The organism is Dokdonella sp. GW821-FHT11D02 (genome assembly GCF_058808595.1).
This window is the reverse complement of the sequence record NZ_CM179520.1, coordinates 3538881-3564270: the sequence shown is the minus strand read 5'-3', so window position 1 is coordinate 3564270 and position 25390 is coordinate 3538881. Positions and strand designations below refer to the sequence as shown.

The window sequence follows — 25390 nt, the reverse complement described above, 5'->3', positions numbered from 1 at the left end:
TCCGTCATGGCCGCACTTCTCAAAAATCACATCATCGAGGGTGCACGATGTTCAAAACCAGTCTTCTGCTCGCCGCCAGTTTCGCCGGAGTGCAACTGATGTCAGCCAAGGTCGAAGGCGGCAACGCGCCCGCCGACTACACCAAGCAAATCGAAACCTGGCGCACGCAGCGCGTGGAGCGGCTGAAGTCGCCCAACGGCTGGCTCAGCCTGATCGGCTTGCACTGGCTCAAAGACGGCAAGAACACGGTCGGCAGCGCGAAGGACAACGACGTCGTGCTGGCGAAGGGCCCAGCCCGCCTGGGCACGATCGTGCTGAAGGACGGCAAGGCGACGATCGAACTCGATGCCAAGGCCGACGCCAGCATCGACGGCAAGAAGGCGAAATCCGCCGAACTGCTCGACGACAGCCACGAGAAGCCGACCACGGTCGCGTTCGGCACGGCGAGCTTCTATCTGATCGATCGCAACGGCAAGAAAGGCTTGCGCGTGAAGGACAGCGAAGCGGAAACGCGCAAGCATTTCCTCGGCATCGACAACTACCCGATCGATCCGAGCTGGCGCATCGAAGCACGCTGGGAACCGTATCAGCCGCCGCACACGCTCGACGTGCCGACCGTGCTCGGCACCGTCGATAAGATGCCGGTGCCCGGCAAAGCCGTGTTCGAGCGCGACGGCAAGAAGTACGAATTGCTGCCGGTGCTGGAGGAGAAGGACGCGAAGGAACTGTTCTTCATCTTCGCCGATCGCACCAGCGGCAAGGAGACCTACGGTTCCGGTCGTTTCCTGTATGCGGAGATGCCCAAGGACGGCAAGCTCGTGATCGATTTCAACAAAGCCTACAACCCGCCGTGCGCGTTCACGCCGCATGCGACCTGTCCGTTGGCGCCGCCGGAGAATCGTCTCGACCTGCCCGTCGTCGCCGGCGAGAAGAAGTATCGCGGCGGCCACCACTGATGCCGGCGCCGTGCGTGTCCTGTTGATCTCCGACACGCACGGCGCGCTCGACCCACGCATCGAGATACTCGCGCGCGACGCCGATCTGGTCGTGCATGCGGGCGACGTCGGTTCGGCCGAGGTGTTAGATCGGTTGCGTGCGCGGTGTGCGCGTGTGCTCGCGGTGCGCGGCAACAACGATGTCGCGTCGAAATGGCCGGCAGCGCAGCGTACTGCGATTGACTCGCTCGAAGAACGCATCGAAGTCGAGCTGCCGGGCGGCGTTCTCGCCGTCGTCCATGGTGATCGCTTCGCAGCGTCGCGACGACATGCGCTGCTGCGGGCAGCCTTCCCGCAGGCGCGCGCGGTCGTCTACGGCCACAGCCACCGTCTTTGCATCGACGACGGCGAGCGGCCATGGGTGCTCAATCCCGGCGCGGCCGGTCGCGCGCGCACCTTCGGCGGGCCCAGCGCACTGCTGCTTGGCGCGGCGCGCGGGAATTGGACGGTCGAAGCGGTAAGGGTGCCAAACTCGGCTCCCGTTCAGCCGCGCCGAGCATGATGGCGGCCGGCCGGGCGAACTTTCCGCGCCCGCGAAACTCCCATTTTCGCTTGCGGCGGGGCTCGGTTACACTAGCGCGTTTGTGCGGCCCGGCATTCGCTTCGGGCCGGATCCGCTCAGCATTCACCCCGGAGGCATCAGGCATGAAGTTCGGTTGGTCACTCGCCCTTGCGGCGCTGCTTATCAGTGGGTCGGCGCTCGCGCAGGACACCACGTCCGAGAAGGGCAAGGTTTCCTACGCGATCGGCTACCAGATCGGCTCCGGTCTCGCCGACCGCGGCATGGAAGTGGACATCAATACCGTCACGCGCGCGATCCAGGACGCGTTCGGCAAGAAGCCGCCGGCGGTGCCGGAAGCGGCGATGAAGGAAGCGCTGACCAAGCTCGACACCAAGATGAAGGCCGAGGCCGACAAGGCCCTCGGTGACAACAAGCGTCAGGCCGATCAGTTCATGGCCGAGAACAAGTCGAAGAAGGGCGTGGTTTCGCAGCCGAGCGGTGTGCAGTACCGCGCGATCGAAGACGGTACCGGCAAGACGATCACCGCCAACAGCGAAGTCACCTTCCACGTGCGCGTTTCGCTGACCAACGGCCGCGAGATCCGCAGCTCCTTCGTCGGCGAGCCGGTGAAGGCGAAGGTATCGGAAATGCAGAACATCTTCGGCAGCAAGCTGTTGCCGGAAATGATCCAGAAGATGAAGGTCGGCGACCATTGGCAGATCTTCCTGCCGCCGGATCCGGCGTCGGGCAACCAGGTCTTCATCTGGGAAATCAAGATCATCGACGTCAAGTGACGCCGACATGGCGTCGTCCCGGACGGCACCGTGAAGGTGCGATCAGCCGAGATCGAGTGACTTGAACGACGCCACCGCAAACGCCGCTTTCATGCGGCGTTTGCTTTTTTGAAGCATGACGACGATTTCCTTCCAACTGCCCATCCTCAGTCCTTGCATCGGCATCTGTCATCTCGGTGCAGACGGCTATTGCGAGGGCTGTTTGCGCAGCGGTGATGAAATTGCGCGCTGGATCGCGATGGGCGAGGCCGAGCGTCGACGCATCGTCGAGGACGTGCTGCCGCAGCGCGAAGCGCAACGCCGGTGAACGCGGCGACGGCCGACAATTCCGATGTCGCGCGCCTGCGTCGAGCCGTGCGCGGCCTCGACGATCCGCCGCGAGCGGCGGCCTGGAACGCCGACGAACTGGCCGATCTGCCGGTGCCGCCACCGGTGCGTCCGGCTGCCGTGTTGGTACCGGTCGTCCGCCGCGGTGATGCTTTGTCGCTCTTGTTCACGCGCCGTGCCGAGCATTTGCGTCATCACGCCGGTCAGATCAGTTTCCCCGGCGGCGGCGTCGAAGCCGGCGATCGCGACGTCGTGGCGGCGGCATTACGCGAGACCGAAGAGGAAACCGGTATTGCGCCGGCGCTGGTCGAGCCGTTCGGCTATCTCGATCTGTTCGCGACGGTGTCCGGTTACTGCGTGACGCCGGTGGCCGGCTTCGTCGAGGGTGATTACTCCTTGCGCCTGGACGTGCACGAAGTCGACGAGGCGTTCGAGGTGCCGCTGCCCTATATCTTGGAGCCGGGCCGCCTGCAGCGGGAAGCGTTTCTGTGGGACGGACACGAACGCGATATCTTCTCGTTCGAATGGCAGGGACACCGCATCTGGGGCGCGACGGCGGCGATCCTGAAGAATCTCCTCGATCGACTGGAGCGGCTCGCATGAGCGTTTCCCGCACGCTGATCTCTGCTTCGGAATTGGACGCGCTGTGCCGCCGCGGCGAGGTTTTGATCGTCGACGCGCGTTTCGATCTCTCCGATCCCGCCAAAGGCGAGCGCGACTATGCCGAGGCGCACATTCCGGGTGCGGTCTATGCGCATCTGGATCGCGATCTTTCCGGTACGCATCAACACGGACTCGGCCGGCATCCGTTGCCGGACGACGCGAGATTCTCGGCCGCGCTGTCGCGCTGGGGCTGGCGTCCGGACCTCGAAGTGATCGTCTACGACGCAGCCAACGGCGCGCTCGCCGCGGCGCGCTTCTGGTGGCTGCTGCGCCTGGCCGGACACGAACGCGTCGCCGTACTCGACGGCGGTATCGCCGCGTGGAAAGACGACGGCCATCCGCTCGAAGCGGGTGTCGTCGCGCGCACCGCGGCCGATGCGCAAGTGGCGCTCGCTCGCGACGAAGTCGTCTGGTCCGACGAGTTGCAAGAGCGACTCGCCGCACGCGGCGCGCTGTTGATCGACGCGCGTGCCGCGCCGCGCTTCCGCGGCGAAGTCGAGCCGATCGATGCCGTCGCCGGTCACGTGCCGGGCGCGGTCAATCGCGCGTTTTCCGAGAATCTCGATGCCTCCGGCCGTTTCAAGCCTGTCGCCGACCTGCGCCGCGAGTTCAACGCCTTGCTCAGTGGCCGCAGCGCGCACGACGTCGTGCATATGTGCGGCTCCGGCGTCACAGCCTGCCACAACGTACTCGCGATGGAGCACGTTGGGCTGGCTGGTTCGCGCGTGTTCGCGCCGTCGTGGAGCGGTTGGATTGCAGATTCGAAGCGAACGGTGGCTAAGGGCTAGAAGCAGAGTCCTCCCGTAATAGCTCGCTCAGTAACGTTCCACCGATGAGATTGGTGCACCTCCGCTTCCGACGCCGTTCACCATCAAGACATTTCCACTCTCCAGTAAAGTCGCGGTAGCCCCGCTGCGTGCCGCTAGCAAGCTGGCGACCGAACTCCAGGTACCGACGGTCGGATCGTAGAACTCCACGCTAGCCGTTGCGTCCGAGGAACTTCCGGTCCCGCCGCCAGCGACTAGCAGCTTTCCGCTAGGAAGCAAGACGCTGGAGTGGAAGGAGCGTGCGGTAGAGAGGCTAGCCGTAGACGCCCAGCTGTTCGTGACGGGGTCATAGATTTCGACGCTGTTCGAATTTCCACTCAGCCCATATCCTCCAACGGCGATTACTTTCCCCGACCCGGGAATGAGCGTCGTAGTGTGGCCGTACCGCGCCACTGCCATTGGGGCCGCATTCGACCAAGTCGACGTCGCCGGGTCGAATATCTCGGCGGTCGCCAAAGGGGTCGAGTTGTACCTTCCTCCCGTCACGAGAACTTTGCCGTTTGGCAGGAGCACGGCCGAATGCAGCTCGCGGCGATACTGCGGAGTTCCCGTAGAGCTCCAGGCGTCGGTGTAAGGATCATAGATCTCCGCGCTGTTTCCATGGGTTACGTTGTTGTAGCCCACAATGAGAACTTTCCCGGAGTGCAATAGCGTTCCCGATGCACCTGAATGCACATCATTGAGCGGAGAGGCCATCCTCCACTTGTTCTCTATGGGATTGTAGAGCTCAGCGCTTTTATCCAGGCTGGACGGAGACGCAGCGCCTCCAGTCACGAGCACATCCCCGGTCGGCATCATTACCGCAATATGATCGGCACGCTTGGCCGCAGACGGAGGCTGGTTCGTCCAGACGTTCGTGGCCGGATCGTACGTCTCCGTGTCGGAGGTTGTGAGATTTGTCGCATTATTGAGTCCGCCGGTAACCAGAACACGGCCGTCGGGGAGGAGAGTTGCTGAATGCCTCACTCTTGGGAACGCGTTGATGCGCTTGCGACTCTCCCATGTGCGGCCGCTCATGCATGACGCATTACAATCCGCGTTTGGTGCATGTCCCCAAAACGCCAGCCTCCAGTATGCGAAAGATGACGACGCGTTCTGATTTCCTGAAACGTTGATCGTCCATGTCCCTTGTGCATTGGCGCCAGCCAATGCCCCCAGAACATTGCCGGTAATTGGAAATGCATTCGTGTCGTTGGTCTGCAATATGGCCACGGCGTTGCCGTCGAGACCTGAAGGATTTTCCATCGACAGCCAAAATCCATTCGGAATACGCGTGCTATCCCAAAGAAGATAAGAGACGTTCTGTGGTGATTTCAGAACTACCTTGATATTGGCAAGGTCTTCTCGAGCTTTTATATTTGGAAAATTATTCAACCCTACACCAACTTGAATGCGATCGACGATGAAGTTATCGGTCAATTGGATTGAATCGACCAATGGCGCGCCGTACGCATTTCCCGCGGTCGGGCTCGGCAATAACGGGAATCCAGATAAAACGCGCGGATATTCTTGCTTGCCCGGAGTCAGAGAAATTTCACGGCTCAATTCCGCGGTCGCCTTGCAAGAAGTGGCCAAGTTTGTAAATGTCAAACTACCCCAATTTGTCGTTTCGCGAGGCAGAGCGCCGGCGGCCTGTTCATGAATCGAAAGAGAGATTTCCGCCGAGTCGCCGGTCACTCCTTTCTGTGTCAATGAAATCGTCAACGGAGAGCTTTGTGGGGTTGTCGTTGCGCTACCTTGGGTGACGACCGCTCTAATCCACGGAGGAAATTTTATTTGAATTGACGACGCGGTTGGCCGAGGATTCTCCAGTCGGTAAGTTTTCGAGAACGAGGAAAATGTAGGTAGCATCTTGGTGGCGTAGAAGCCATCCGAAGGCGCGGCGGTAAATTCCGTCAGGCCAACTTCGAAGTGATGTGTGAGGGTCTCGACAACCCCGCGGGTTACGTCCGTTACTTTGATGTGTTGATCGTAAGTCCCGCATTGCCCCGTCGTCTGGAAGTTCGCGGAAAAGGAATATGCAGCGCCGGGCGCCAAGGACCCGCTCGTTGCGGATGGGGTGATGCTGAATTGAGAAATTCCTGGACTGCTGGAAGGCGCGGTGATCGACCAGGATGTAGGTGAAGTGGAGACGCTCGATGGAGGAGCTTTTACAGTGTAGGGCGTTGTGACGCCTTGGGGAATCGAAGGAAGGGCGTGCGTGATGTCGCCTTGAGGCGACGCAACGAGCGAATAGTATGGGAAGCTATATAAGTCGGCGACGTCGGAGATTGGCCCGTTTGTCGTGTAGGGTGTATCTGGGCACGACAAAATTGCTCGCGAAGGGATGATGCTTCTTTCGTAACTAACGCATCCCGTGTTCCACGCGGTAACTGCTTCTATATAATCATAGTCATAGTTATATATCATGCCCCCTGACGACCCATCTAAGGCGTGCCCGCCATTGATCAATGGACCGTACCATCCATGGCTATCGTATCCAGTGCCAAATAATTGTGCATTTGTCGTTATTTTGACCGAAAGCCTCTCCGGATGATTGATCTCCACGGCTCGATTTCCCGGATATGGGCTTCCGGTCCTGCGTATACGGAGATAAGGTTTTCCGGTCGGACGAGTTAGATAGAAGGCGAAGTAATCTGGTTTATATTCGCCTCTGATAGCTGTATTAATTGTAGGTCTAGATTGATCTGGGGTAAATACGTTCGATGCTGGTATGTTTCCCCAATCAGGCTCTGTGCAGATTCCGTTTACTTTTTTTGAGCGCAGCCCCGTTACTACCTTATATATTCCGTAAGGAAACGGGTTAACATGCGACGCTGTTAGCACAAGATCAGGCCCTATTAGGGATCCGGACCTCCCGGTTGCCATGGGTTTTGAGTAGAATATACTGTTTTGCTCGAGTGGCGTTTGGCATTGCGGAGTTCCGTCGCTGCACTTGGAAAAATAAGTATATGGAATAGTATTTATTTGATAGTTTCCGTCCGGCTTTTCATGGATTTGCCCAGGATCATTTCCAATTTGAACTAACGCTACTTCGGATTCCAGGAGGGAAAGTATCTTCGGGTCCGTTACGTTGCATGCGTCGACCCAGTCGAGTGGATCGTAGCCGTACGATGTCGAGGAAAAAGCGAGCATCGAAAGCGCAAGTGCTGGAAACGCCCATCGCGTATGTTTGCTGCGCACAAGAAAGTCCCTCCATGTTTTAGGCAACGACAAGAGAATATCGAAACGCGATTCTGCGATGCTGTGCAGAGACTATTTGGCCTTCAGCTTAGCCAGTACCGCCGTTAAGGTTACGCGCGATTCGTTACCGAACCACTCGCGCACGAACGCATCGGTGTCGGTGCGATAAGCGGCGTCGAACGCCGCGACCAAATCCGCGCGCGCCAACGCCCGTGTCGTCGTCATCGCATGACGCGGCAGCGCGAGCAGCGCACGCATCCAGCTCAACGCGCGTGCGAGAACGTTGTCGGCGTCGGCCAATTCGTCGACGAAGCCGATGCGCAACGCTTCTTCCGGATCGATCATCGCGCCGGCAACCATCAGCCGTTCGGCGCGATGCGCACCGATCAGGCGCCGCAAGCCGGTCTGCACTTCGGGTGGGATCGACAGCCCGACCTGGGTTTCGTTGAGGCCGATGCGGAACGGCTTGGCCGGATCGATCGAGCGCGCCATGACGCGGTAGTCGCAGAACGTGGCCAGCACCGCGCCGCCGGCCGGAGCGTGGCCGCCGATCGCGACCGCGACCGGAATCTTCGAAGCGGCGATCGCGCGGCACAGGCCGGAGTATTCGCGCCAGAGATCGCCCAACCGTCCGTTGCGATCGAGCTCGAGCACGACGGCGACGTCGAGGCCGGCGCTGAACATGCCGGGTCGTCCGGACAGCACGATGCCGCGCGCGCCGTTGTCCGGCGCCGCTTCGATCGCTTCTCGCAGCGCGCGGCTCAGGTGATGGTCGAAGGCGTTGACCGGCGGCCGCGCCAAGCGCAGTTCGAGGATGTCGTCGTGGTGGATCGAGTCGAGCATGGGAGGGCCGGGATTGGGGATTGGAGATTCGGGATTGGGCGAAGCGGGTGGCGGTGGAGTTGGGGGTTACTCTTCGGCGGCCGACCAGTTGTAGCGGACGGCGTAGTCGAGCGTGGCTTTGCCGCCGGCAGGCACGTTGACGCGGAATTCCAATGCGTCCGGCGTCTGCCTGTCCGGTTTCTGGCTCGAGGACGCCAGGCTCCACGCGCGCCAGCGGTTCGGATGCTCGCGTACGGTCACCGCGCGTGCGCTGTCGCCGGAATTGGTCAACGTGATGCGGAACGCTTCGTTCATTTCATGCGCGCCGCGGTCGACGCTGAACGCCGTGCGTTCGCGCGCCGCGGAAAGATCGAACGCGACGCCGAGGCCGACATTCACCTCGCGACCCTTGGCGATGTCGCCGATGCGATTCTCGCCGAGCAGCTCGTTGCGGCCGTCCTTGTCGCGCGTCAGCACGCGCAGGTTGCCGCTCGGCAGATTTTCCGCGGCGGTGAAGCGCAGTTGGCTGAGCACCGGGCCGCCACCGCCGTCGCCGAGCGCATCGGGCTGCAACAACGGTTTGGGCGCGAACCAGGCGCCGCCGCTTTCCAGCACCCAACGGCGTTCGCAGGCGAGTTCGCGGCTGCTGTACAGCGGCACCTGGGTCACGCTCGCGTCGGGCAGGTCGAGCTGGCCGTCGATCGCGTAGCTGCGGTAGTCGCCGAGCGCGGATTGCTCCGGCATCGCCTCGGGCGCATCGGCGGCGGCCATCGACTTGGCCATGTACATCGGGCGCGGACCGCCGCCCTTGGCGAAGTTCGGCGCGCCGGCGACGAGTTTCAGTTTCGCGGCAGGGAAATCGCGGCCGCTGCGGTTGGCGATGCTGGCGAGCGCGTCGAGGCGCAGCTTGCACTCGCCTTCCAGCAGCAACGCGGAATACGCCGCACGCCAGCCGAGGCCGCTGGTCGGATAGGTCAGCGTCGCCGGCGCCGCGCCGGCCTTGCCGTCGAGGGCGACCTGCAAGGTGCTGCCGGGCAGGCCGGAGCTGTCCGGGAATTGCACGGCGGCATAGTCGCGCACGTAGCGCACTTGGCCGTCGTCGCCGCGCACGCCGAGGTTGCCGTTGTCGAGTGCGACCAAGACGCCTTCGGCGATGCTGCGGCCGTCGGCGCCGGATACGCGCACGCGCTCGCCGCGATGCGCTGCCAGCGCGCCGCCGTCGCCGGCCGAGAGCACGCGTTGCGCCAGCACGCGACCGGCGCCGCCGAGATCGATCGCCACGGCTTCGGTGTCCAGCATCGCCGGCAGTCCGCCGACGACGACGGTCTGACGACCGCCGCTGAGCTGCAGCGTGCGCTGCTCGTGCACGATCGCGTGGCCGTCGGCGACCGGCGAGCGGCCGGCGTCGAACAGCGCGTCGCCGTCGCTGCGGTAGATGGTCAGGGCGGGATCGGCTGCGGCGGCGGTACTGGCGATGGCGGTCATGGCGAGAGTGAGCAGGGAGTGACGCATGGTCGCATTCCAGTTGCGGAGAAAGGTTGCGACTATCATAGCGATGCACCCGGAGGATGCCATGCGCCGATTGTCGATCTGTTTTGCCGCCGTTTCACTGGCCGCGGCGGCGAGCCTCGCGCACGCCGACGGCAAGCTCGTGGTGACCGATGCGTGGATTCGCGAGGCGCCGCCGGGAGCGGCGATGCTGGCCGGCTACGCCAAGCTGAAGAATGCCGGCGACGCGCCGATCAGCGTGCTGACCGTGCAGACCGATGCGTTTCGCTCGGCTTCGCTGCACGAGACCGCGGTCGCCGACGGTGTTTCGCGCATGCGCGAGCTGCATCGTCTCGATCTCGCGCCGGGCGCGAGCGTCGCGCTCGAACCGGGCGGCAAGCATCTGATGCTGATGCAGCCGCGCAGCGAGGTGCATGCCGGCGACAAGGTCGAGGTGCGCTTCCTGCTCGGCGACGGTGCGCGCGTGCCGGCGTCGTTCGAGATCGTGCCCAATGCCGATGCGGACGGCGACACTGCGCCCGCGCACCATCACCCCTGATTCGCGCCGACGCTCAGGTGTCCTCGCCGCCGTTCGGCGCACAAGCCGAGCGGATCGCGGCGGGTAGCGGCACCGAACGGCCGCTGGACGGATCGACCCAGACCATCACGACGTCACCGTCGGCGTAGACGCAGTCGCGTTCGTCGGCGGCGACGATGCGGTGGGCGATGGTGACCGAGGAATTGCCGACTCGTGTCGGCACCAGTTCGATCACGATATTCGCGGGCCAAGTGAGCTGCCGGCGATAGTTCATCGTCGCTGCGGCGACCACCGGCATCATCGTCTCGTCGAACCAGGTGCCGTCGATCGCGGCCAGCCAGACCAGGCGCGCCTCCTGCACGTAGACGAGGAAGGCGGCGTTGTTGACGTGATTGAAGGCGTCGAGATCGCCCCAGCGCACGGCCAGCGGCACGCTCGCCATCGGCGTCCAGGCGTCGGCTGGCGCTTGCGGGTTCGCCGCCGGCTCGTCGCCGGCGGAACGGGAAGAGCGTGGTTTGCTCAAGCGGCTTCCTTGCGATTGCGCGCGCGCGGCTTGGGCGTTTGGATGCCGAGGCTGCGCGCGAGGAAATGGCCGGTGTGGGAGCCGGGCGTCTTCGCGATCTGTTCCGGCGTGCCGGTGGCGAGGATGGTGCCGCCGCGCTCGCCGCCGTCGGGGCCGAGGTCGACGATCCAGTCGGCGGTCTTGATCACGTCCAGATTGTGCTCGATCACGACCACGGTATTGCCGTCCTCGGACAGGCGATGCAAGACCTTCAAGAGTTGCTCGATGTCGTGGAAGTGCAGGCCGGTGGTCGGCTCGTCGAGGATGTACAGCGTGCGGCCGGTGTCGCGCTTGCTCAGCTCGCGCGACAGCTTCACGCGCTGCGCCTCGCCGCCCGACAGCGTGGTCGCGCTCTGGCCGAGCTTGATGTAGGTCAGGCCGACGTGCATCAGCGTTTCGAGCTTGCGCGCCAACACCGGCACCGGCTCGAACAACTTGAACGCGTCTTCGACCGTCATGTTGAGCACGTCGGCGATGGTGTGGCCTTTGTAGGTGACTTCCAGCGTCTCGCGGTTGTAGCGCTTGCCGTGGCAGACGTCGCAAGGCACGTAGACGTCGGGCAGGAAGTGCATCTCGACCTTGATCAGGCCGTCGCCCTCGCACGCCTCGCAGCGGCCGCCCTTGACGTTGAAGCTGAAGCGACCCGGGCCGTAGCCGCGCGAACGCGCCTCCGGCACCTGCGCGAACAGTTCGCGCAGCGGCGTGAACAAGCCTGTGTAAGTGGCTGGATTGGAGCGCGGCGTACGACCGATCGGCGATTGGTCGATGTCCACCACTTTGTCGAACAAGTCGAGCCCTTCGATCGCGCGGAACGGTGCCGGCTTCTCGTTGGCACCGTTGAGCTCGGCCGCGGTGTGGCGGTAGAGCGTGTCGTTGATCAGGGTCGACTTGCCCGAACCGGACACGCCGGTCACGCAGGTGAATAGGCCGGCCGGAATTTCGAGGTCGACATTCTTCAGATTGTTGCCGCTGGCGCCGAGGATCTTCAGCATCTTTTCCGGATCGGGCCGGCGGCGCTGCTTGGGTATCTCGATGCGGCGCGCGCCGGAAAGATACTGGCCGGTCAGCGAACGCTTGGATTTGAGGATCGCTTCGAGCTTGCCCTGCGCGACGACTTCGCCGCCGTGCACACCGGCGCCGGGGCCGATGTCGACGACGTGATCGGCCAGGCGGATCGCATCCTCGTCGTGTTCGACCACGATCACCGTATTGCCGAGATCACGCAGGCGATTGAGCGTGCCGAGCAAGCGTTCGTTGTCGCGCTGGTGCAAGCCGATCGACGGTTCGTCCAGCACATACATCACACCGACCAGGCCGGCACCGATTTGCGAGGCGAGCCGGATACGCTGCGCCTCGCCGCCCGAGAGCGAGTCGGCCTGGCGGTCGAGCGTGAGGTAGTCGAGACCGACGTCGACCAGGAAGTGCAGGCGCTCGCGAATCTCCTTGACGATCTTCACCGCGATCTCGCCGCGCCAGCCCGATAGCGTTAGCGTTTTGAAGAAGGCCAGGCACTGCTCGATCGGCAGCGCGGTCAGCACCGGCAGGTTGCGATCGCCGACGAACACGTTGCGCGCGCTGCGGTTGAGGCGTTGGCCGCCGCAGTCGGGGCAGGGGCGCGAGGAGATGAACTTGGACAGCTCCTCGCGCACCGCCGGCGATTCGGTCTCGCGGTAGCGGCGTTCGAGGTTGTGCACGATGCCTTCGAACGAGTGCTTGCGCGTGACCGTGCCGCTGGCGTTGCCGGGCGTGTAGCGGAATGCGATCGCTTCGTCGCCGGAGCCGAACAGGACGTGATGGCGCGTCGCCTCGGGCAGGTCGTGCCAGGGGGTGTCGACGTCGAACTTGTAGTGCTTGGCCAGCGACTGGATCAGCTGGAAGTAGTACGGATTGCGCCGGTCCCAGCTGCGGATCGCGCCGGCGGCGAGGCTCAGCTGCGGATGCACGACCACGCGCGCGGGATCGAAGAACTGCGTCACGCCAAGGCCATCGCAGCCGGGACAGGCGCCGATCGGCGAATTGAACGAGAACAAACGCGGCTCGAGTTCGGGCAGCGAGTAGTCGCAGATCGGGCAGGAGAAGCGCGAGGAGAAGGTGATCTCGGCCGCTTTCGGATCGTCGTGATCGACCAGGAGCGCAATGCCTTCGCCCAGGCGCAGCGCCGTCTCGAACGATTCGGCTAGACGCTGCTTGATGTCCTCGCGCGGACGGAAGCGGTCGATCACGACTTCGATCGTGTGCTTTTGCCGCAAGGTCAGCGGCGGCACCGCATCGAGTTCGTGCACGATGCCGTCGACGCGTGCACGCACGAAGCCCTGCGCGCGCAGCTGCTCGAACACCTGCACGTGCTCGCCCTTGCGTTCGCGCACCACCGGCGCGAGCAGCGCCCAGCGCTTGTCTGCATCGAGCGCGAGCGCGGCATCGACCATCTGACTGACCGTCTGCGCCTCGAGCGGAATGCCATGGTCCGGGCAGCGCGGCGTGCCGACGCGCGCGAACAGCAGGCGCAGGTAGTCGTACACCTCGGTGATGGTGCCGACGGTCGAGCGCGGATTGTGCGAGGTCGACTTCTGCTCGATCGAGATCGCCGGCGACAAGCCTTCGATGTGATCGACGTCGGGCTTTTCCATGATCGACAGGAACTGCCGCGCATAGGCCGACAGCGATTCGACATAGCGACGCTGGCCTTCGGCGTAGATCGTGTCGAAAGCCAACGAGGATTTGCCCGAGCCGGAAAGGCCGGTGATCACGATCAGCTTGTCGCGCGGCAGATCGAGGTCGATGTTCTTGAGATTGTGCGTGCGTGCGCCGCGGATGCGAATCGTGTCCATGCCGCCGGAACATGGGGGAAACCCTAACTATAACAACCGTGCGAACTCCGCGAAGATTCGAAGTTGAGTTCCTGCGTTCACGCGGGACGAATCTGCTCAGGGGAAGATCGATGCCGAAGACCGCGTACCTCCGCCGCCTCGCTGCCTGGGCTGCTGTTGCGCTGCTGTATGCGCCTTGGGTTTTAGCCGGTCAGGCGGATGCGGGGCCGACCTGCCCGCTGGCCTCGCCGCAGTCGCTGGCGAGCGGACTCGCGGCGGCCGCCGTCACGCGCGAGATGCGGCGCGGCGACGGTGTCGAGCTGGCGTCGGAAAGCACCGGCCCCTATGACGCGCAAGCCGCGGCGGCGCGCCGCGAAGCCGAGCGGCAGACGTTCGAGCGACTTCTCGCGACGCGCCCGGCCTTATCTACGCAAGCGGCGTTCGAGGTGGCGATCACGCCACGCCAGCGTGAGGCGATCGAGCACGAAGAGAGCGGCAACCGTTTGCGCGTGGGCACCGCGTTGCCCATCGATGCGCCGATCGACTTTTCACGTCTAGAAACGCCCGCAGACATGCGCGGCGAGTTCGCCTTCGCCGGCGGCATCTTGCGTGTCGACTCGTCCGAGACGGTGTGGGAAGCCGAAGTCGCGTCGGAGCAAGCCAGCGCCCTGCGGCTGCGTTTTCGCGGAGTCGAGCTGGCGACGGGCGTCGAGCTGTACGTCTACAACGAAGCCGGCCGCGTGGCCGGGCCGTACACCGGCAAAGGGCCGGATGGCAGCGGCGATTTCTGGAGCCATTCGGTGTTCGGCGAACGCGTGCGCGTGCATCTGCGCGCGCCCGATCCGGCCGCGTTGCGCGCCAGCCGTTTCGATCTCGCGCAGGCGATGCATTTCGGTTCGCGCTATCGCATCGCCGACGCGGTACGGCAGAACTATTCGGTAGGTCCGGAGCCGAACGGCGGCTTCTGCGGCACGATCGTGGCCAGCTGCACGGTCGACGGCATGTGCGCGCTGCAAACCAACGAAGGCCTTGAGAACGCAACCAACGCGATCGCGCATCTGCAATTTCCCGACGGCGACGACGCCTTCATCTGCACCGGCACCCTGCTCAACACCACGTTCGAAGGAACCGAGGCTGGCGCCGGCAACGCAGCGGGACGTCCGCCCTATCTCTTGACGGCCAATCATTGCGTCGACAATCCGACCAGCGCCGCCAATATGGAAGCGTACTTCCGCTATCACACAGCGGCCTGCAACGGCGCGTGCAGCTGGAGCCTGGTCGAAGTCGACGGCGCCACGCTGCTGACCACCGGCGCCTTGCCGACCTACTCCGACTTCTCGCTGCTGCAGCTCTCGCCGTTGCCGGTCGGCGCGGGTCTGGTGCGGCTGGGCTGGAGCTCGGAGTCGGTGTTGAGTGGCTGGTATCTGTTGCACCTGAGCCATCCCAATGGCGCGCCGTTGGCCTACAGCCATCGCCGCGCGCGCGTGAACAACCCCAACCTGCCGCATTGCGAAGGGGCGCCGGAGCCGAACTTCCTGTACTCGGGTCTTTCTGCGCAGACCAGCGATGCATCCGGTGCGGTCGGCTCGGGCAGCAGCGGCGCTGCCGCTTTGGTGTTGTTGGACGACGCGTCCGACGTCCGCGTCGTCGGCCAGTTGCTCGGGCATTGCCCCAACACCGGCGATGTCTGCGACGCGAACACGGACGCGACCCTCGACGGTTCGTTCCGCGCCTCATTCCCTTATCTGAAGCGCTTCCTGGTCGATCGCATCTACGCCGACGGCTTCGACTGAGCGGCTTCGTTCATCAACGATGCGGCCGCTCGCGGCCGGCGTTCGTTTTGCACAAGTAAATTAATCATTTCTTCGCCGCGAATCGCCGAATGACGTTCAGGTGCGATTGTGGGCGGATGCCTAGTTTGATCGTCGCGGCACGCATGCGCGTGCCGCAAACATGTCCAGGGAGGAGATTGCATGTCTCGTATCGTTCGCCGCTCCGTGCTCGCCGCGGCGCTCGTGTTGTCACCCGTTTTTGCAATAGCTTCGAGTGCAGGCGCGCTCGGGCCGGCGGCATGTCCTGCCGGAGCGCCGCCAAGTCTCGCCGCGCTGGCGACCGCGCCCGTTTTCGATCCGCAGGACGGCACGACGCTGGCAGGCAGCGCCAGTCCGGATCAAGCCGTCGACGGCGAAGGGCTTGCGCGCGCGCAGGAACGCGCATCGTTCGAGCGTATCTTGAGCGAGCGCTCGGCGGTCACCGTACCGATGCCGGCACATCTGCAGTTGTCGGCGGCGCAGCGCGCCGAAATCGAGCAAGACGCGATCGACGTCTCGCGGCCCAAGGTTGGTAGTGCGATCGATCTCGCTCGTGCCATCGAGTTCGCAGGCGTCAATGCAGCCGCGTTGACGCAAGGCGGAGCCGCTTTGCACGAGGGCAGGGTGGGGCGTACGCCGCAGGGTGTTCTGGTGTGGGAGACGGCCTTGAGCTCGGTCGACGCGAAAGCTTTGCGCATCGAGTTCACCGATCTTTCGCTTGCGCCGGGCGTCGAGCTCTACGTCTACAACGAGGACGGTCAAGTGTGGGGTCCGTATCTGCAGAACGGACCCGACGCCAGCGGTCAGTTCTGGAGCCCGTCGCTGTTCGGCGACACCGCGCGCGTGCATGTGCGTGCACGCGATTCCGCTGCATTGGTGGCAAGCCGCTTCACGCTCGCGCGCGTGATGCATCTGGGCGCGCGCGCAGGCGCCGTGCAAGACCGCATACGCGAGCGCTACGCCGTCGGGCCGATGCCGGACAACATCGATTACTGCGGTGCACCGGTCCCCGACTGCACGCAGAACGGCGTTTGCTGGATCGACGCCAACGCCGGCTTGGCTGCGCCTTCGGATGCGATCGCGCATCTGCAATTCATCGAAGGCGGCACCAGCTACATCTGCACCGGCTCGTTCCTGGCGCAGACCGGCAACGCGCCGCAGCAGCCGTACTTCATGACGGCCAACCATTGCTTCTCCACGCAGGCGTCGGCCAGCTCGCTCGAGGCGTTTTTCAAATACCGCACGGCCGCCTGCAACGGTACCTGCCCCAGCTTGGGCGAGGTGCCGCGCGTCAACGGCTCGACCTTGCTGGCGACCGGCGCGTGGCCGACCTATGCCGACTTCACCTTCGTGCGGCTGCCCGGTTTTCCGGCCGGCGGTGCGCGTCTGCTCGGTTGGACGACGGCGCTGGTTCCGGAGACGGGCGTGATCGCGCACATGGGACACCCGGCCGGCTCGCCGCTCGCCTTCAGCTTCCGTCGCGCGCGACACGACAATTCCAGCGTGCCGGTGGCTACGCCCTGGCCCGAGCCGACCTTCCTGTACTCAGCCCTGGCTTCCTCCAGCGACGACTGGGCCGGCGCCACCGCCGGCGGCAGCAGCGGCGGCCCGGCCTTGCTGCGCGGGAGCGACGGTTCTTACGTGTTCGTCGGCCAGCTGACCGGTGCGGTCGGCGCGCAGGAGCCGTTGAACCAGTGCGATCCGAATGCGACCTCGACTGCCGACGGCGCATTCCGTTCGAGCTTCGCTAGCGTGCGGCGTTACCTTTACGATCGCATCTTCACCGGCGGCTTCGAGTCTCCATAGTCGCTAACTGGATGTCGAGAAAGGAATTTTCCCCGGATCGCCGTGTCCTGCGGCGTGACCGAAGATCGGACGCCCGCTCAGGCGGGCGCGTTTTCGACGCGTTGGCTTGCGCCAAGTCACGCCCGCTAAGTCCAAGCCGGCGTTGATTTTGTGTGCCGGCTCGCCTAGAATTCGCAGTTCTCTGCGGCCTGATCGGTCGCGGGGTCGTTCCCAGAATAACTACAGAAGGCACCGTTTCATGTACGCAATCATCGTCACCGGCGGTCGTCAGTACCGCGTGGCGCAGGGCGAGACCCTGCGCGTGGAGAAGCTCGCCGCCGATATCGGCGCCGAGATCAAGCTGGATCAGGTTCTTTTGGTCGGAGAAGGCGACGGCGTCACCGTCGGCGCGCCCACCATCGCCGGAGCGCTGGTCACGGCCAAGGTCGTCAAGCACGGCCGCGCGGATAAGATCCGCATCGTCAAGTTCCGTCGCCGCAAGCACTACCGCAAAGAGACGGGACATCGTCAGCACTACACCGAAATCGAGATCGTCGGCATCGCCGGCGCGGGCAAGTAAGGAGCACGGCAATGGCACATAAGAAGGCAGGCGGCTCAACCCGCAACGGTCGCGATTCGAACCCGAAGTATCTCGGCGTCAAGGTGTTCGGCGGTCAGGCTGTCGAAGCCGGCAACATCATCGTGCGTCAGCGCGGCACGCGCTTCCACCCGGGCAAGGGCGTCGGCCTCGGCCGCGACCACACGCTGTTCGCCCTGGTCGACGGCACGGTCGAGTTCAAGGCCAAGGGTCCGCTCGCGCGCAAGACGGTCAGCGTCGTTTCGGGCTGATCCACAAACGCCGAAAGATCGCGAAGGCCCCGCTTCTGGCGGGGCTTTTCGTTTGAGGAGGCCGGGATTGGGGATTTGGGATCGGGGATTCGCAACGGCGAAAGCAGAATTTCGCCTCGATGCGGACACCGTCTAGCGCAAACATCCGCCGATCCCTATCAGCGTTCCTCTTTTTTTCTCAGCTTTTCCGAATCCCCAATCCCAAATCCCCAATCCCGGCCCCTCCCAAGTGAAATTCGTCGACGAAGCCACCATCGAAGTCCATGCCGGCAACGGCGGCAACGGCTGCGTCGGTTTCCGGCGTGAGAAATTCATCCCGTTCGGCGGGCCGGACGGTGGCGACGGCGGCAGCGGCGGCAGCGTTTGGCTGCTCGCCGACGAAGGCATCAACACCCTCGTCGATTTCCGCCACGAGCGCCGCTTCCGCGCGCAGCGCGGCGAGAACGGCATGGGTCGGCAGATGGCCGGCAAGGGTGGTGACGATCTGATCATCCGGGTGCCCGTCGGCACGGTCGTGATCAACACCGCGACCGATGAAGAAATCGGCGATCTCGCCACGCACGGCCAGCGTTTGTTAGTCGCGCAGGGCGGCCGTGGCGGCTTGGGCAACATCCACTTCAAGAGTTCGGTCAATCGCTCGCCGCGCAAGGCGACTTCCGGCAGCGCCGGCGAGGAGCGCGAACTCCGGCTCGAGTTGAAAGTACTCGCCGACGTCGGCTTGCTCGGTTTTCCGAACGCGGGCAAGTCGACTTTGATTCGCGCGGTGTCGGCGGCGACGCCGAAGGTCGCCGACTATCCGTTCACGACCTTGCAGCCGCACTTGGGTGTGGTGCGCATCGAAACCGACCGCAGCTTCGTGATCGCCGACATTCCCGGCCTGATCGAAGGTGCCGCCGACGGCGCGGGTTTGGGCATCCAGTTCTTGAAGCACCTCGCGCGTACGCGGCTCTTGCTGCACGTGGTCGACATCGCACCGCTCGACGGCGTGACCGATCCGATCGAGGAGATCCGCGCGATCGAGAAGGAGCTGGGCGAGTTCGACAAAGATTTGTTGAACAAGCCGCGCTGGCTGGTCTTCAACAAGATCGACCTGATCGCGCCGGAAGAGCGCGAAAAGACCGCCAAGGCGATCGTACGCAAGTTGAAATGGAAGCAGCCCTGGCACTTGGTCTCGGCGATCGCGCGCGAGGGAACCTGGCCGTTGTGCTTGGATATTCAGCGCTTCTTCGACGAACAGAAGCTGGCCGCGCGCGAGGCCGAAGCGTGAGCGTCGCAAGCGGTGCTTTCGCCGCTCTCATCTTCGCGAGCAAGTCGAAGCTTTCCGCGGCCGGCTGAAGCAAGGGCAGATGAGCGCCTTTTCGCCGAACACGCCAACAAAAAAGCCGGCTCGCGCCGGCTTGGTATTTTTGCGCTCGTCCGCGAGCGTCGAGATTGCGAAGCAGCCGTCCGTGGCCGCATTTTTCGAGTACTCAGGCCAGCGCGAGAATGTGCGCGGTGAGGCGGCTCTTATGGCGCGAGGCCTTGTTCTTGTGGATCAGGCCGCGCGCGGCGTAGCGATCCATGACCGGCTCGGCGATCTTGTAAGCGGCTTCGGCGCGCGCCTTGTCCTTCGCCTCGATGGCCTTGACGACGTTCTTGATCGCGGTGCGAACCATCGAACGCGCACTGGCGTTGCGCTGGCGGTGCTGCTCGGACTGGCGCGCACGCTTCTTCGCGGACTTGATGTTGGCCAAGGGAAGACTCCGGAATATGGGTTGTTCGGAAAAAGACCGCGAATTCTGCCAGTAGCCGCGGCTTGCGTCAACGATTCAAGTGGAAATGGAGCAGACGAAATCGGGAGTCCGACTAAAACCCCCCCGGTCACATGCTTCCGCCAATCCCGAATCTCCAATCCCCAATCCCGGCTCCACTCGTGACCCGCCCCAGCCTGCTCCGCTCGATGCTCAGTTTCAGCGGCGGCACCTTCGTGTCGCGTCTGCTCGGGCTGGTGCGCGAGCAGGCGATCGCCTATTCGTTCGGCGCGAACGCGGCAACCGATGCGTTCTGGGTCGCCTTCCGCATTCCGAACTTCCTGCGCCGGCTGTTTGCCGAAGGCTCGTTCTCGGTCGCCTTCGTGCCGGTGTTCACCGAGGTCAAGGAAACACGTCCGCACGCCGACCTGAAAGAGCTGGTCGCGCGCACCGCCGGCACCCTCGGCGGCGTACTGCTGCTGCTGACCGCGCTCGGCGTGCTCGGCGCGAACTATCTGGCGCGCGGCTTCGCGCCGGGCATGATCGACGAACCTGGCCGGCTCGCGCTGACCACCGATCTGTTGCGCGTGACCTTTCCGTTCTTGTTCTTCGTCTCGTTGACCGCGCTGGCCGGCGGCGTGTTGAACAGCTTCCACAAGTTCGCGCTGCCGGCGCTGACGCCGGTGATCTTGAATCTCTGCATGATCGCCGGCGCGCTCTGGTTCGCGCCGTATTTTGACGTGCCGATCATGGCGCTCGGCTGGGCCATCTTCGCCGCCGGCATTTTGCAGCTGTTGGTGCAGTTGCCGGCGCTGCGTCGGCTCGACCTGCTGAGCTTGCCGCGCTGGGGTTGGCGCCATCCCGACGTGCGACGGATTCTGACCTTGATGGTGCCGACGCTGTTCGGCTCCTCGGTCGCGCAGATCAATCTCCTGCTCGACACCTTGATCGCCTCGTTCCTGATCACCGGTTCGCAAACCTGGCTGGCGCAGACCGACCGCCTGCTCGAATTTCCGCTCGGCATCTTCGGCGTCGCGCTTGGCACGGTGATCCTGCCGTCGCTCTCGCGCCACCACGTCGCCACCGATCGCGAAGGCTTCGCCAAGGCGCTCGATTGGGGACTGCGTACGGCGCTGCTGATTTCGCTGCCGGCGATGCTCGCGCTGGTGCTCTTGGCCAAACCGATTCTGACGACCCTGCTGCAGTACGGCCGCTTCACCGCACACGACGTGCAGATGGCGACGCTGTCGTTGTCGGCGCTGTCGTTCGGCCTGCCTGCGTTCGCCCTGGTCAAAGTGGTCGCGCCGGCGTTCTACGCGCGTCAGGACACCAAGACGCCGGTGCGCGCCGGCATCGTCGCGATGATCGCGAATATGGTTTTGAATGTGATTTTCGTCGGCCTCTTGCTGCATCTGTGGCATCGGCCGGAAGACCTCGGCGACGGCTGGCTCGCTGCGCTCGAGAAAGTGCCCGGTCTGCACATGGGATTGGCGTTGGCCAGTGCGCTGGCCGGCTATTTGAACCTCGCCCAGCTCTGGCTCGCGCTGAAGCGCGACGGCGTGTATGTCGCGCAACCGGGTTGGAGCCGCCATCTGCTGCGTCTCGCGCTGGCCTGTACGGCAATGGTCGCGGTGATCGTGGCGAGTCTGTGGTACTGGCCGGATTGGAGCGCGGGATCGGCGTTGACGCGCGTGGGGCGGCTCGCTGCGGCGATCGGCGCCGCCGGCGGCGCATTCCTGCTCGCCTTGTTCGCCAGCGGTTTTCGGCTGCGCGATTTGAAAGGTGTCTGAGCCGGCCGGATATACTCGCCGGATGGGCTTTTTATTCCGTGATGCCGCGGGGCCGAGTCTGGCTCCGGGCGGCAGCGTAGCGTGCGTCGGCGCGTTCGACGGCGTGCATCTGGGCCATCGTGCTCTGCTCGCACACGTGCGCGAGCGTGCGCAGGCGCGCGGACTGGCGTCGCTCGCGATCAGCTTCGAGCCGATTCCGCGCGAATTCTTCGCGCGCGGCACGCCGCTGCCGCGGCTGGCCAGCGCGCGCGAGAAGATCGAACAGTTGCGCGACCGCGGCGTGTCGGCCTTGCTCTCGCTGCGCTTCGACCATGCGCTGGCGGCGATGTCGGCCGAAGCCTTCGTCGAGGACGTGCTCTTGCGCCGCTGCGGCGTGCGCGAACTTTGGGTCGGCGCTGACTTCCGCTTCGGCCATGCGCGTCGTGGCGATGTCGCCTTGCTGCGCGACATGGGTGCGCGGCTGGGTTTCGAGGTTGCGACGATGGACGACGTCTGCGTCGACGGCGAGCGCGTCAGCAGCAGCGCGATTCGCGCGCATCTGGCCGCCGGCGAATTCGAGGCCGCGGCGCGACTGCTCGGTCGCCGCTTCGCGATCGGCGGCCATGTCGTGCGCGGCCAGCAGCTCGGCCGCAAGCTCGGTTATCCGACCGCGAATCTGCGCTTGGGACGGCGAACCTCGCCGGTCGGCGGTATCTTCGCGGTGCGGGTGAGCGAGACCGGCCAGCGCGAAGCGGGCAACGCGATTCTCGACCGCTGGCCCGCTGTCGCCAGTCTCGGCGTCCGCCCTAGTATCGACGGCGGTGGCGAGCCCTTGCTGGAAGCGCATCTGTTCGATTTCGACGGCGATTTGTACGGCCGCCGCATCGAGGTCGAGTTCGTGCGCAAATTGCGCGACGAGTTGAAGTTCGACGATCTCGATGCGATGGTGCGGCAGATCGATCGCGATGCGGCCGAGGCGCGCGCAATTCTTGCCGGCGCCACACGCTAGTTTTTCTCCCGATTCCCGATTCCCGATTCCCGATTCCGGCGTCCTCCATGTCCAAAGACTACAAAGACACGATCAACCTACCCAAGACCGAATTCGCGATGAAGGCGGATCTCGGCAAGCGCGAGCCCGGCATGCTGGCCGAATGGGAGAAGGTCGATCGCTACGGCGAGATTCAGCGCCGCACCGCTGCGCGCGAGCACGCCTTCATCCTGCACGACGGTCCGCCGTACGCGAACGGCGTGATCCATCTCGGCCATGCGGTCAACAAGATCCTCAAGGACGTAGTGGTGAAGTCGGCGCTGCTGGCCGGCTACCGCTCGCCCTACGTGCCGGGCTGGGATTGCCACGGACTGCCGATCGAAGTCGCGGTCGAGAAGAAGATCGGCAAGGTCGGGCAGAAGGTCGACGCGGCCACGTTCCGCGCCAAGTGCCGCGAATACGCCGCGCAGCAGATCGATCTGCAGCGCGCCGACTTCAAGCGGCTGGGCGTGCTCGGCGATTGGGAAAATCCCTATCGCACGATGGACTTCAGTTACGAGGCGGACATGATCCGCGCGCTGGCGAAGATCCACGCCAACGGTCATGTCGTGCGCGGCTTCAAGCCGGTGCATTGGTGCTTCGATTGCGGTTCGGCGCTGGCCGAGGCCGAGATCGAATATCAGGACAAGCAGTCGCCGGCGATCGACGTCGCCTACGACGCGCTCGATCCGAAGGCGCTGGCGGCGAAGTTCGGCGTGACAATCGCCGACGGCGACATCGTCGCCGTGCCGATCTGGACGACGACGCCGTGGACCTTGCCGGCCAGCGTGGCGGTCACGCTCGGGCCGCAATTGGAGTACGTGCTGGTCGAGGGCCCGTCGCGCGACGGCAAGCGCGTCTTGCTGGTGTTGGCCGAGGCGCTCTCTGCGCGCGCGCTGGCGCGTTACGGCGTCGAGGGCATGAACGTCCTCGGCCATGCTGCCGGCGCCGCACTCGAAAATCTCGCACTGCGTCACCCGTTCTACGAGCGCGAAATCCCGCTGCTGCTCGGCGATCACGTGTCGGCGGAAGAGGGCACTGGAGCGGTGCATACCGCGCCGGGCCACGGCGCGGAGGACTTTGCGGTCGGGCAGCAGTATGGATTGGTGGAGAAGTATCCGGCCAACGTACTCAACCCGGTCGGCGGCAACGGCGTCTATCTGCCCGGTACGCCGATCTTCGAAGGCCAGTTCATCTGGAAGGCGAACGACACGATCATCGCGCTGCTGCGCGAGCGCGGCGTGCTCCTGGCCGAGGCCAAGCTCACTCACAGTTATCCGCATTGCTGGCGGCACAAGACGCCGGTCGCGTTCCGCACCACGCCGCAGTGGTTCATCGCGATGGAGCGTGCCGGCCTGCGCGCTGCCGCGCTGAAATCGATCCGCGACGACGTCGACTGGTTTCCGGCCTGGGGCGAGGAGCGCATCGCCGGCATGGTCGCCGGACGTCCGGACTGGTGCATCTCGCGCCAGCGCACCTGGGGCGTGCCGATCGCGCTGTTCGTCGACAAGGACGACCACCAGCCGCATCCGCGCAGCGTCGAGCTGATGGAGGAAGTCGCCAAGCGCGTCGAGAAGGACGGCGTCGACGCCTGGTATTCGCTCGATCCGGCCGAGCTGCTCGGCGCGGATGCGGCGCGCTACGAGAAGGTCACCGACATTCTCGATGTCTGGTTCGATTCCGGTGTGACGCATTGGTGCGTACTCGACCAGCGCGCGAACCTGGCGCGCAAGCCGGGCGACAAGGTGATGTATCTGGAAGGTTCGGACCAGCATCGCGGCTGGTTCCAATCGTCCTTGCTGACCGCGACCGCGATGCACGGCCGCGCGCCCTACGACGAAGTGCTCACGCACGGTTTCACCGTCGACGCGCAGGGCCGCAAGATGTCCAAGTCGCTCGGCAACGGCATCGAGCCGCAGGACGTGATGAAGAACTACGGCGCCGACATCCTGCGCCTGTGGATCGCTTCCAGCGACTATCGCAACGAAATGGCGCTGTCGGACGAGATCCTCAAACGCGTCGCCGATTCCTACCGTCGTATCCGCAATACCTGCCGCTTCCTGCTCGGCAATCTGGACGGTTTCGAGCCGTCCGAGCATCTGCTGCCGGTGAGCGAGTCTCTGCTGCTCGATCAATGGGCCGTGCAGCAAGCTTACGATGTGCAGCAGGCGGTGATCGCCGCCTACGCGCGCCACGACTTCCCCGAAGTCGTGCAGCGCGTGCAGAACTTCTGCACCAACGAGATGGGCGCCTTGTACCTGGACATCACCAAGGACCGCCTCTACACGATGCCGACCGACAGCCACGGCCGCCGCAGCGCGCAGAGCGCGATGTACCGCGTGCTGGAAGCGCTGGTGCGCTGGATCGCGCCGGTGTTGTCGTTCACCGCCGAGGAAATCTGGAAATTCGTACCCGGTACGCGCAGCGAATCGGTGCTGTTCGAGACCTGGTACGAAGGTCTGACGGCGGCGCAAGGCGCGCCGGAGCAACGTCAGTGGTGGGCCGATCTGCTGACGATTCGTGGCGCGGCTTCGCGCCTGCTCGAAGGCATGCGCGCAACCGGCGCGATCGGCGCGTCGCTGCAGGCCAAGCTGGTCGTGCACGCCGATGCGGCCACGCGCGCGCGTTACGCCGAGGTCGCCGACGAGCTGCGCTTCCTCTTCATCACTTCCGAACTCGCGTTGGCCGATCTGGGCGTGATTGCCGATCCGACCGAGCGCACCGACGTGCAGGGCGTGGATCTGGACGGAGCAAAAGTGTGGGTCGCCGCGCAGCCGAGCGATGCGCCCAAATGCATCCGCTGCTGGCACTACCGCCCGGACGTCGGTTCCCATGCCGAGCATCCCGAGATCTGCGGCCGCTGCGTCGAGAACGTCGACGGCGCCGGCGAAACGCGGCGCTGGTTCTGAGC

General features: G+C 64.3%; 21 protein-coding genes. 15 read left to right on the top strand and 6 right to left on the bottom strand.

Going from position 1 to position 25390, the window contains the following annotated elements:
- Window positions 1–47: 47 nt before the first annotated feature.
- The 6 genes from AC3QL3_RS15195 to AC3QL3_RS15170 all read left to right on the top strand — a co-directional run bounded on the left by AC3QL3_RS15195 (window position 48) and on the right by AC3QL3_RS15170 (window position 4069).
- Entirely contained in the window at window positions 48–956 is a 909-nt protein-coding gene (locus AC3QL3_RS15195) for a DUF1684 domain-containing protein (RefSeq protein WP_492894942.1), read from the top strand.
- Between the two features lie 22 nt (window positions 957–978).
- Window positions 979–1497 (top strand): metallophosphoesterase family protein, encoded by a 519-nt coding sequence (locus tag AC3QL3_RS15190; protein WP_492894941.1) that lies wholly within the window; start codon window positions 979–981, stop codon window positions 1495–1497.
- 143 nt (window positions 1498–1640) lie between these two features.
- Window positions 1641–2291: an FKBP-type peptidyl-prolyl cis-trans isomerase gene (locus tag AC3QL3_RS15185; RefSeq protein ID WP_492894940.1), complete on the top strand. Its 651-nt coding sequence runs from the start codon at window positions 1641–1643 to the stop codon at window positions 2289–2291.
- Window positions 2292–2406: 115 nt separating this feature from the next.
- Window positions 2407–2598, top strand: a complete 192-nt coding sequence (locus tag AC3QL3_RS15180) for a DUF1289 domain-containing protein (RefSeq protein WP_492894939.1) — start codon at window positions 2407–2409, stop codon at window positions 2596–2598.
- A complete protein-coding gene (locus tag AC3QL3_RS15175; protein ID WP_492894938.1) occupies window positions 2595–3221 on the top strand; it encodes a CoA pyrophosphatase in 627 nt (208 codons plus the stop codon). Before AC3QL3_RS15180 ends, AC3QL3_RS15175 begins: the two co-directional genes overlap by 4 nt.
- Window positions 3218–4069, top strand: a complete 852-nt coding sequence (locus tag AC3QL3_RS15170; protein ID WP_492894937.1) for a sulfurtransferase — start codon at window positions 3218–3220, stop codon at window positions 4067–4069. Before AC3QL3_RS15175 ends, AC3QL3_RS15170 begins: the two co-directional genes overlap by 4 nt.
- Window positions 4070–4096: 27 nt before the next feature.
- On the opposite strand, the gene AC3QL3_RS15165 is transcribed toward AC3QL3_RS15170, so the two are convergent.
- The 3 genes from AC3QL3_RS15165 to AC3QL3_RS15155 all read right to left on the bottom strand — a co-directional run bounded on the left by AC3QL3_RS15165 (window position 4097) and on the right by AC3QL3_RS15155 (window position 9625).
- Complete coding sequence (locus AC3QL3_RS15165; RefSeq protein WP_492894936.1) at window positions 4097–6145, bottom strand: Kelch repeat-containing protein; 2049 nt, start codon at window positions 6143–6145, stop codon at window positions 4097–4099.
- 1218 nt (window positions 6146–7363) lie between these two features.
- On the bottom strand, window positions 7364–8134 hold the full coding sequence (locus AC3QL3_RS15160) for an enoyl-CoA hydratase/isomerase family protein (protein WP_492894935.1): 771 nt from the start codon (window positions 8132–8134) through the stop codon (window positions 7364–7366).
- Between the two features lie 66 nt (window positions 8135–8200).
- Window positions 8201–9625: a DUF4139 domain-containing protein gene (locus AC3QL3_RS15155; RefSeq protein WP_492894934.1), complete on the bottom strand. Its 1425-nt coding sequence runs from the start codon at window positions 9623–9625 to the stop codon at window positions 8201–8203.
- A 61-nt stretch (window positions 9626–9686) separates the two neighbouring features.
- On the opposite strand from AC3QL3_RS15155, the gene AC3QL3_RS15150 reads away from it, so the two are divergent.
- A complete protein-coding gene (locus tag AC3QL3_RS15150) occupies window positions 9687–10160 on the top strand; it encodes a copper chaperone PCu(A)C (protein WP_492894933.1) in 474 nt (157 codons plus the stop codon).
- A gap of 13 nt (window positions 10161–10173) precedes the next feature.
- Here AC3QL3_RS15150 and AC3QL3_RS15145 read toward each other — a convergent pair whose 3' ends face one another.
- Together AC3QL3_RS15145 and uvrA are read right to left on the bottom strand one after the other, a co-directional pair.
- The gene (locus AC3QL3_RS15145; protein ID WP_492894932.1) at window positions 10174–10662 is read right to left on the bottom strand and encodes an acyl-CoA thioesterase; all 489 of its coding nucleotides are present in this window, start codon (window positions 10660–10662) and stop codon (window positions 10174–10176) included.
- Complete coding sequence (gene uvrA, locus AC3QL3_RS15140; protein ID WP_492894931.1) at window positions 10659–13529, bottom strand: excinuclease ABC subunit UvrA; 2871 nt, start codon at window positions 13527–13529, stop codon at window positions 10659–10661. Before uvrA ends, AC3QL3_RS15145 begins: the two co-directional genes overlap by 4 nt.
- A 110-nt stretch (window positions 13530–13639) precedes the next feature.
- On the opposite strand from uvrA, the gene AC3QL3_RS15135 reads away from it, so the two are divergent.
- The 5 genes from AC3QL3_RS15135 (at window position 13640) to cgtA (ending at window position 19220) form a co-directional block, all read left to right on the top strand.
- A complete protein-coding gene (locus tag AC3QL3_RS15135) occupies window positions 13640–15301 on the top strand; it encodes a trypsin-like serine peptidase (RefSeq protein WP_492894930.1) in 1662 nt (553 codons plus the stop codon).
- 180 nt (window positions 15302–15481) lie between these two features.
- Window positions 15482–17125 (top strand): hypothetical protein, encoded by a 1644-nt coding sequence (locus tag AC3QL3_RS15130; protein ID WP_492894929.1) that lies wholly within the window; start codon window positions 15482–15484, stop codon window positions 17123–17125.
- A gap of 238 nt (window positions 17126–17363) precedes the next feature.
- A complete protein-coding gene (rplU, locus tag AC3QL3_RS15125; RefSeq protein WP_492894928.1) occupies window positions 17364–17684 on the top strand; it encodes a 50S ribosomal protein L21 in 321 nt (106 codons plus the stop codon).
- 11 nt (window positions 17685–17695) lie between these two features.
- A complete protein-coding gene (rpmA, locus tag AC3QL3_RS15120) occupies window positions 17696–17953 on the top strand; it encodes a 50S ribosomal protein L27 (protein ID WP_492894927.1) in 258 nt (85 codons plus the stop codon).
- Between the two features lie 229 nt (window positions 17954–18182).
- Window positions 18183–19220 carry an Obg family GTPase CgtA gene (gene cgtA, locus AC3QL3_RS15115; protein ID WP_492894926.1) on the top strand — a complete coding sequence of 346 codons (1038 nt, stop codon included), beginning with the start codon at window positions 18183–18185 and terminating at the stop codon, window positions 19218–19220.
- A gap of 202 nt (window positions 19221–19422) precedes the next feature.
- Here the strand turns inward: cgtA and rpsT are convergent, their stop codons facing one another.
- Window positions 19423–19686: a 30S ribosomal protein S20 gene (rpsT, locus tag AC3QL3_RS15110; RefSeq protein WP_492894925.1), complete on the bottom strand. Its 264-nt coding sequence runs from the start codon at window positions 19684–19686 to the stop codon at window positions 19423–19425.
- A gap of 179 nt (window positions 19687–19865) precedes the next feature.
- Between rpsT and murJ the strand changes: the two genes are divergently transcribed.
- From murJ to ileS, 3 genes are read left to right on the top strand one after another with little or no spacing between them, the layout of a single operon-like run.
- Entirely contained in the window at window positions 19866–21473 is a 1608-nt protein-coding gene (murJ, locus tag AC3QL3_RS15105) for a murein biosynthesis integral membrane protein MurJ (protein ID WP_492894924.1), read from the top strand.
- A 22-nt stretch (window positions 21474–21495) separates the two neighbouring features.
- Entirely contained in the window at window positions 21496–22461 is a 966-nt protein-coding gene (locus AC3QL3_RS15100) for a bifunctional riboflavin kinase/FAD synthetase (RefSeq protein ID WP_492894923.1), read from the top strand.
- A 47-nt stretch (window positions 22462–22508) separates the two neighbouring features.
- Window positions 22509–25388 (top strand): isoleucine--tRNA ligase, encoded by a 2880-nt coding sequence (gene ileS, locus AC3QL3_RS15095; RefSeq protein ID WP_492894922.1) that lies wholly within the window; start codon window positions 22509–22511, stop codon window positions 25386–25388.
- The last annotated feature ends 2 nt before the right edge of the window (window positions 25389–25390 follow it).

Coding starts and splice junctions, on each gene's coding strand:
- AC3QL3_RS15100 (WP_492894923.1), top strand. CDS start 21,496: ATGGGCTTTTTATTCCGTGATGCCGCGGGGCCGAGTCTGGCTCCGGGC.
- AC3QL3_RS15160 (WP_492894935.1), bottom strand. CDS start 8,134: ATGCTCGACTCGATCCACCACGACGACATCCTCGAACTGCGCTTGGCG.
- uvrA (WP_492894931.1), bottom strand. CDS start 13,529: ATGGACACGATTCGCATCCGCGGCGCACGCACGCACAATCTCAAGAAC.
- AC3QL3_RS15155 (WP_492894934.1), bottom strand. CDS start 9,625: ATGCGTCACTCCCTGCTCACTCTCGCCATGACCGCCATCGCCAGTACC.
- AC3QL3_RS15185 (WP_492894940.1), top strand. CDS start 1,641: ATGAAGTTCGGTTGGTCACTCGCCCTTGCGGCGCTGCTTATCAGTGGG.
- AC3QL3_RS15195 (WP_492894942.1), top strand. CDS start 48: ATGTTCAAAACCAGTCTTCTGCTCGCCGCCAGTTTCGCCGGAGTGCAA.
- AC3QL3_RS15135 (WP_492894930.1), top strand. CDS start 13,640: ATGCCGAAGACCGCGTACCTCCGCCGCCTCGCTGCCTGGGCTGCTGTT.
- AC3QL3_RS15130 (WP_492894929.1), top strand. CDS start 15,482: ATGTCTCGTATCGTTCGCCGCTCCGTGCTCGCCGCGGCGCTCGTGTTG.
- rplU (WP_492894928.1), top strand. CDS start 17,364: ATGTACGCAATCATCGTCACCGGCGGTCGTCAGTACCGCGTGGCGCAG.
- AC3QL3_RS15170 (WP_492894937.1), top strand. CDS start 3,218: ATGAGCGTTTCCCGCACGCTGATCTCTGCTTCGGAATTGGACGCGCTG.
- rpmA (WP_492894927.1), top strand. CDS start 17,696: ATGGCACATAAGAAGGCAGGCGGCTCAACCCGCAACGGTCGCGATTCG.
- ileS (WP_492894922.1), top strand. CDS start 22,509: ATGTCCAAAGACTACAAAGACACGATCAACCTACCCAAGACCGAATTC.
- AC3QL3_RS15180 (WP_492894939.1), top strand. CDS start 2,407: ATGACGACGATTTCCTTCCAACTGCCCATCCTCAGTCCTTGCATCGGC.
- AC3QL3_RS15150 (WP_492894933.1), top strand. CDS start 9,687: ATGCGCCGATTGTCGATCTGTTTTGCCGCCGTTTCACTGGCCGCGGCG.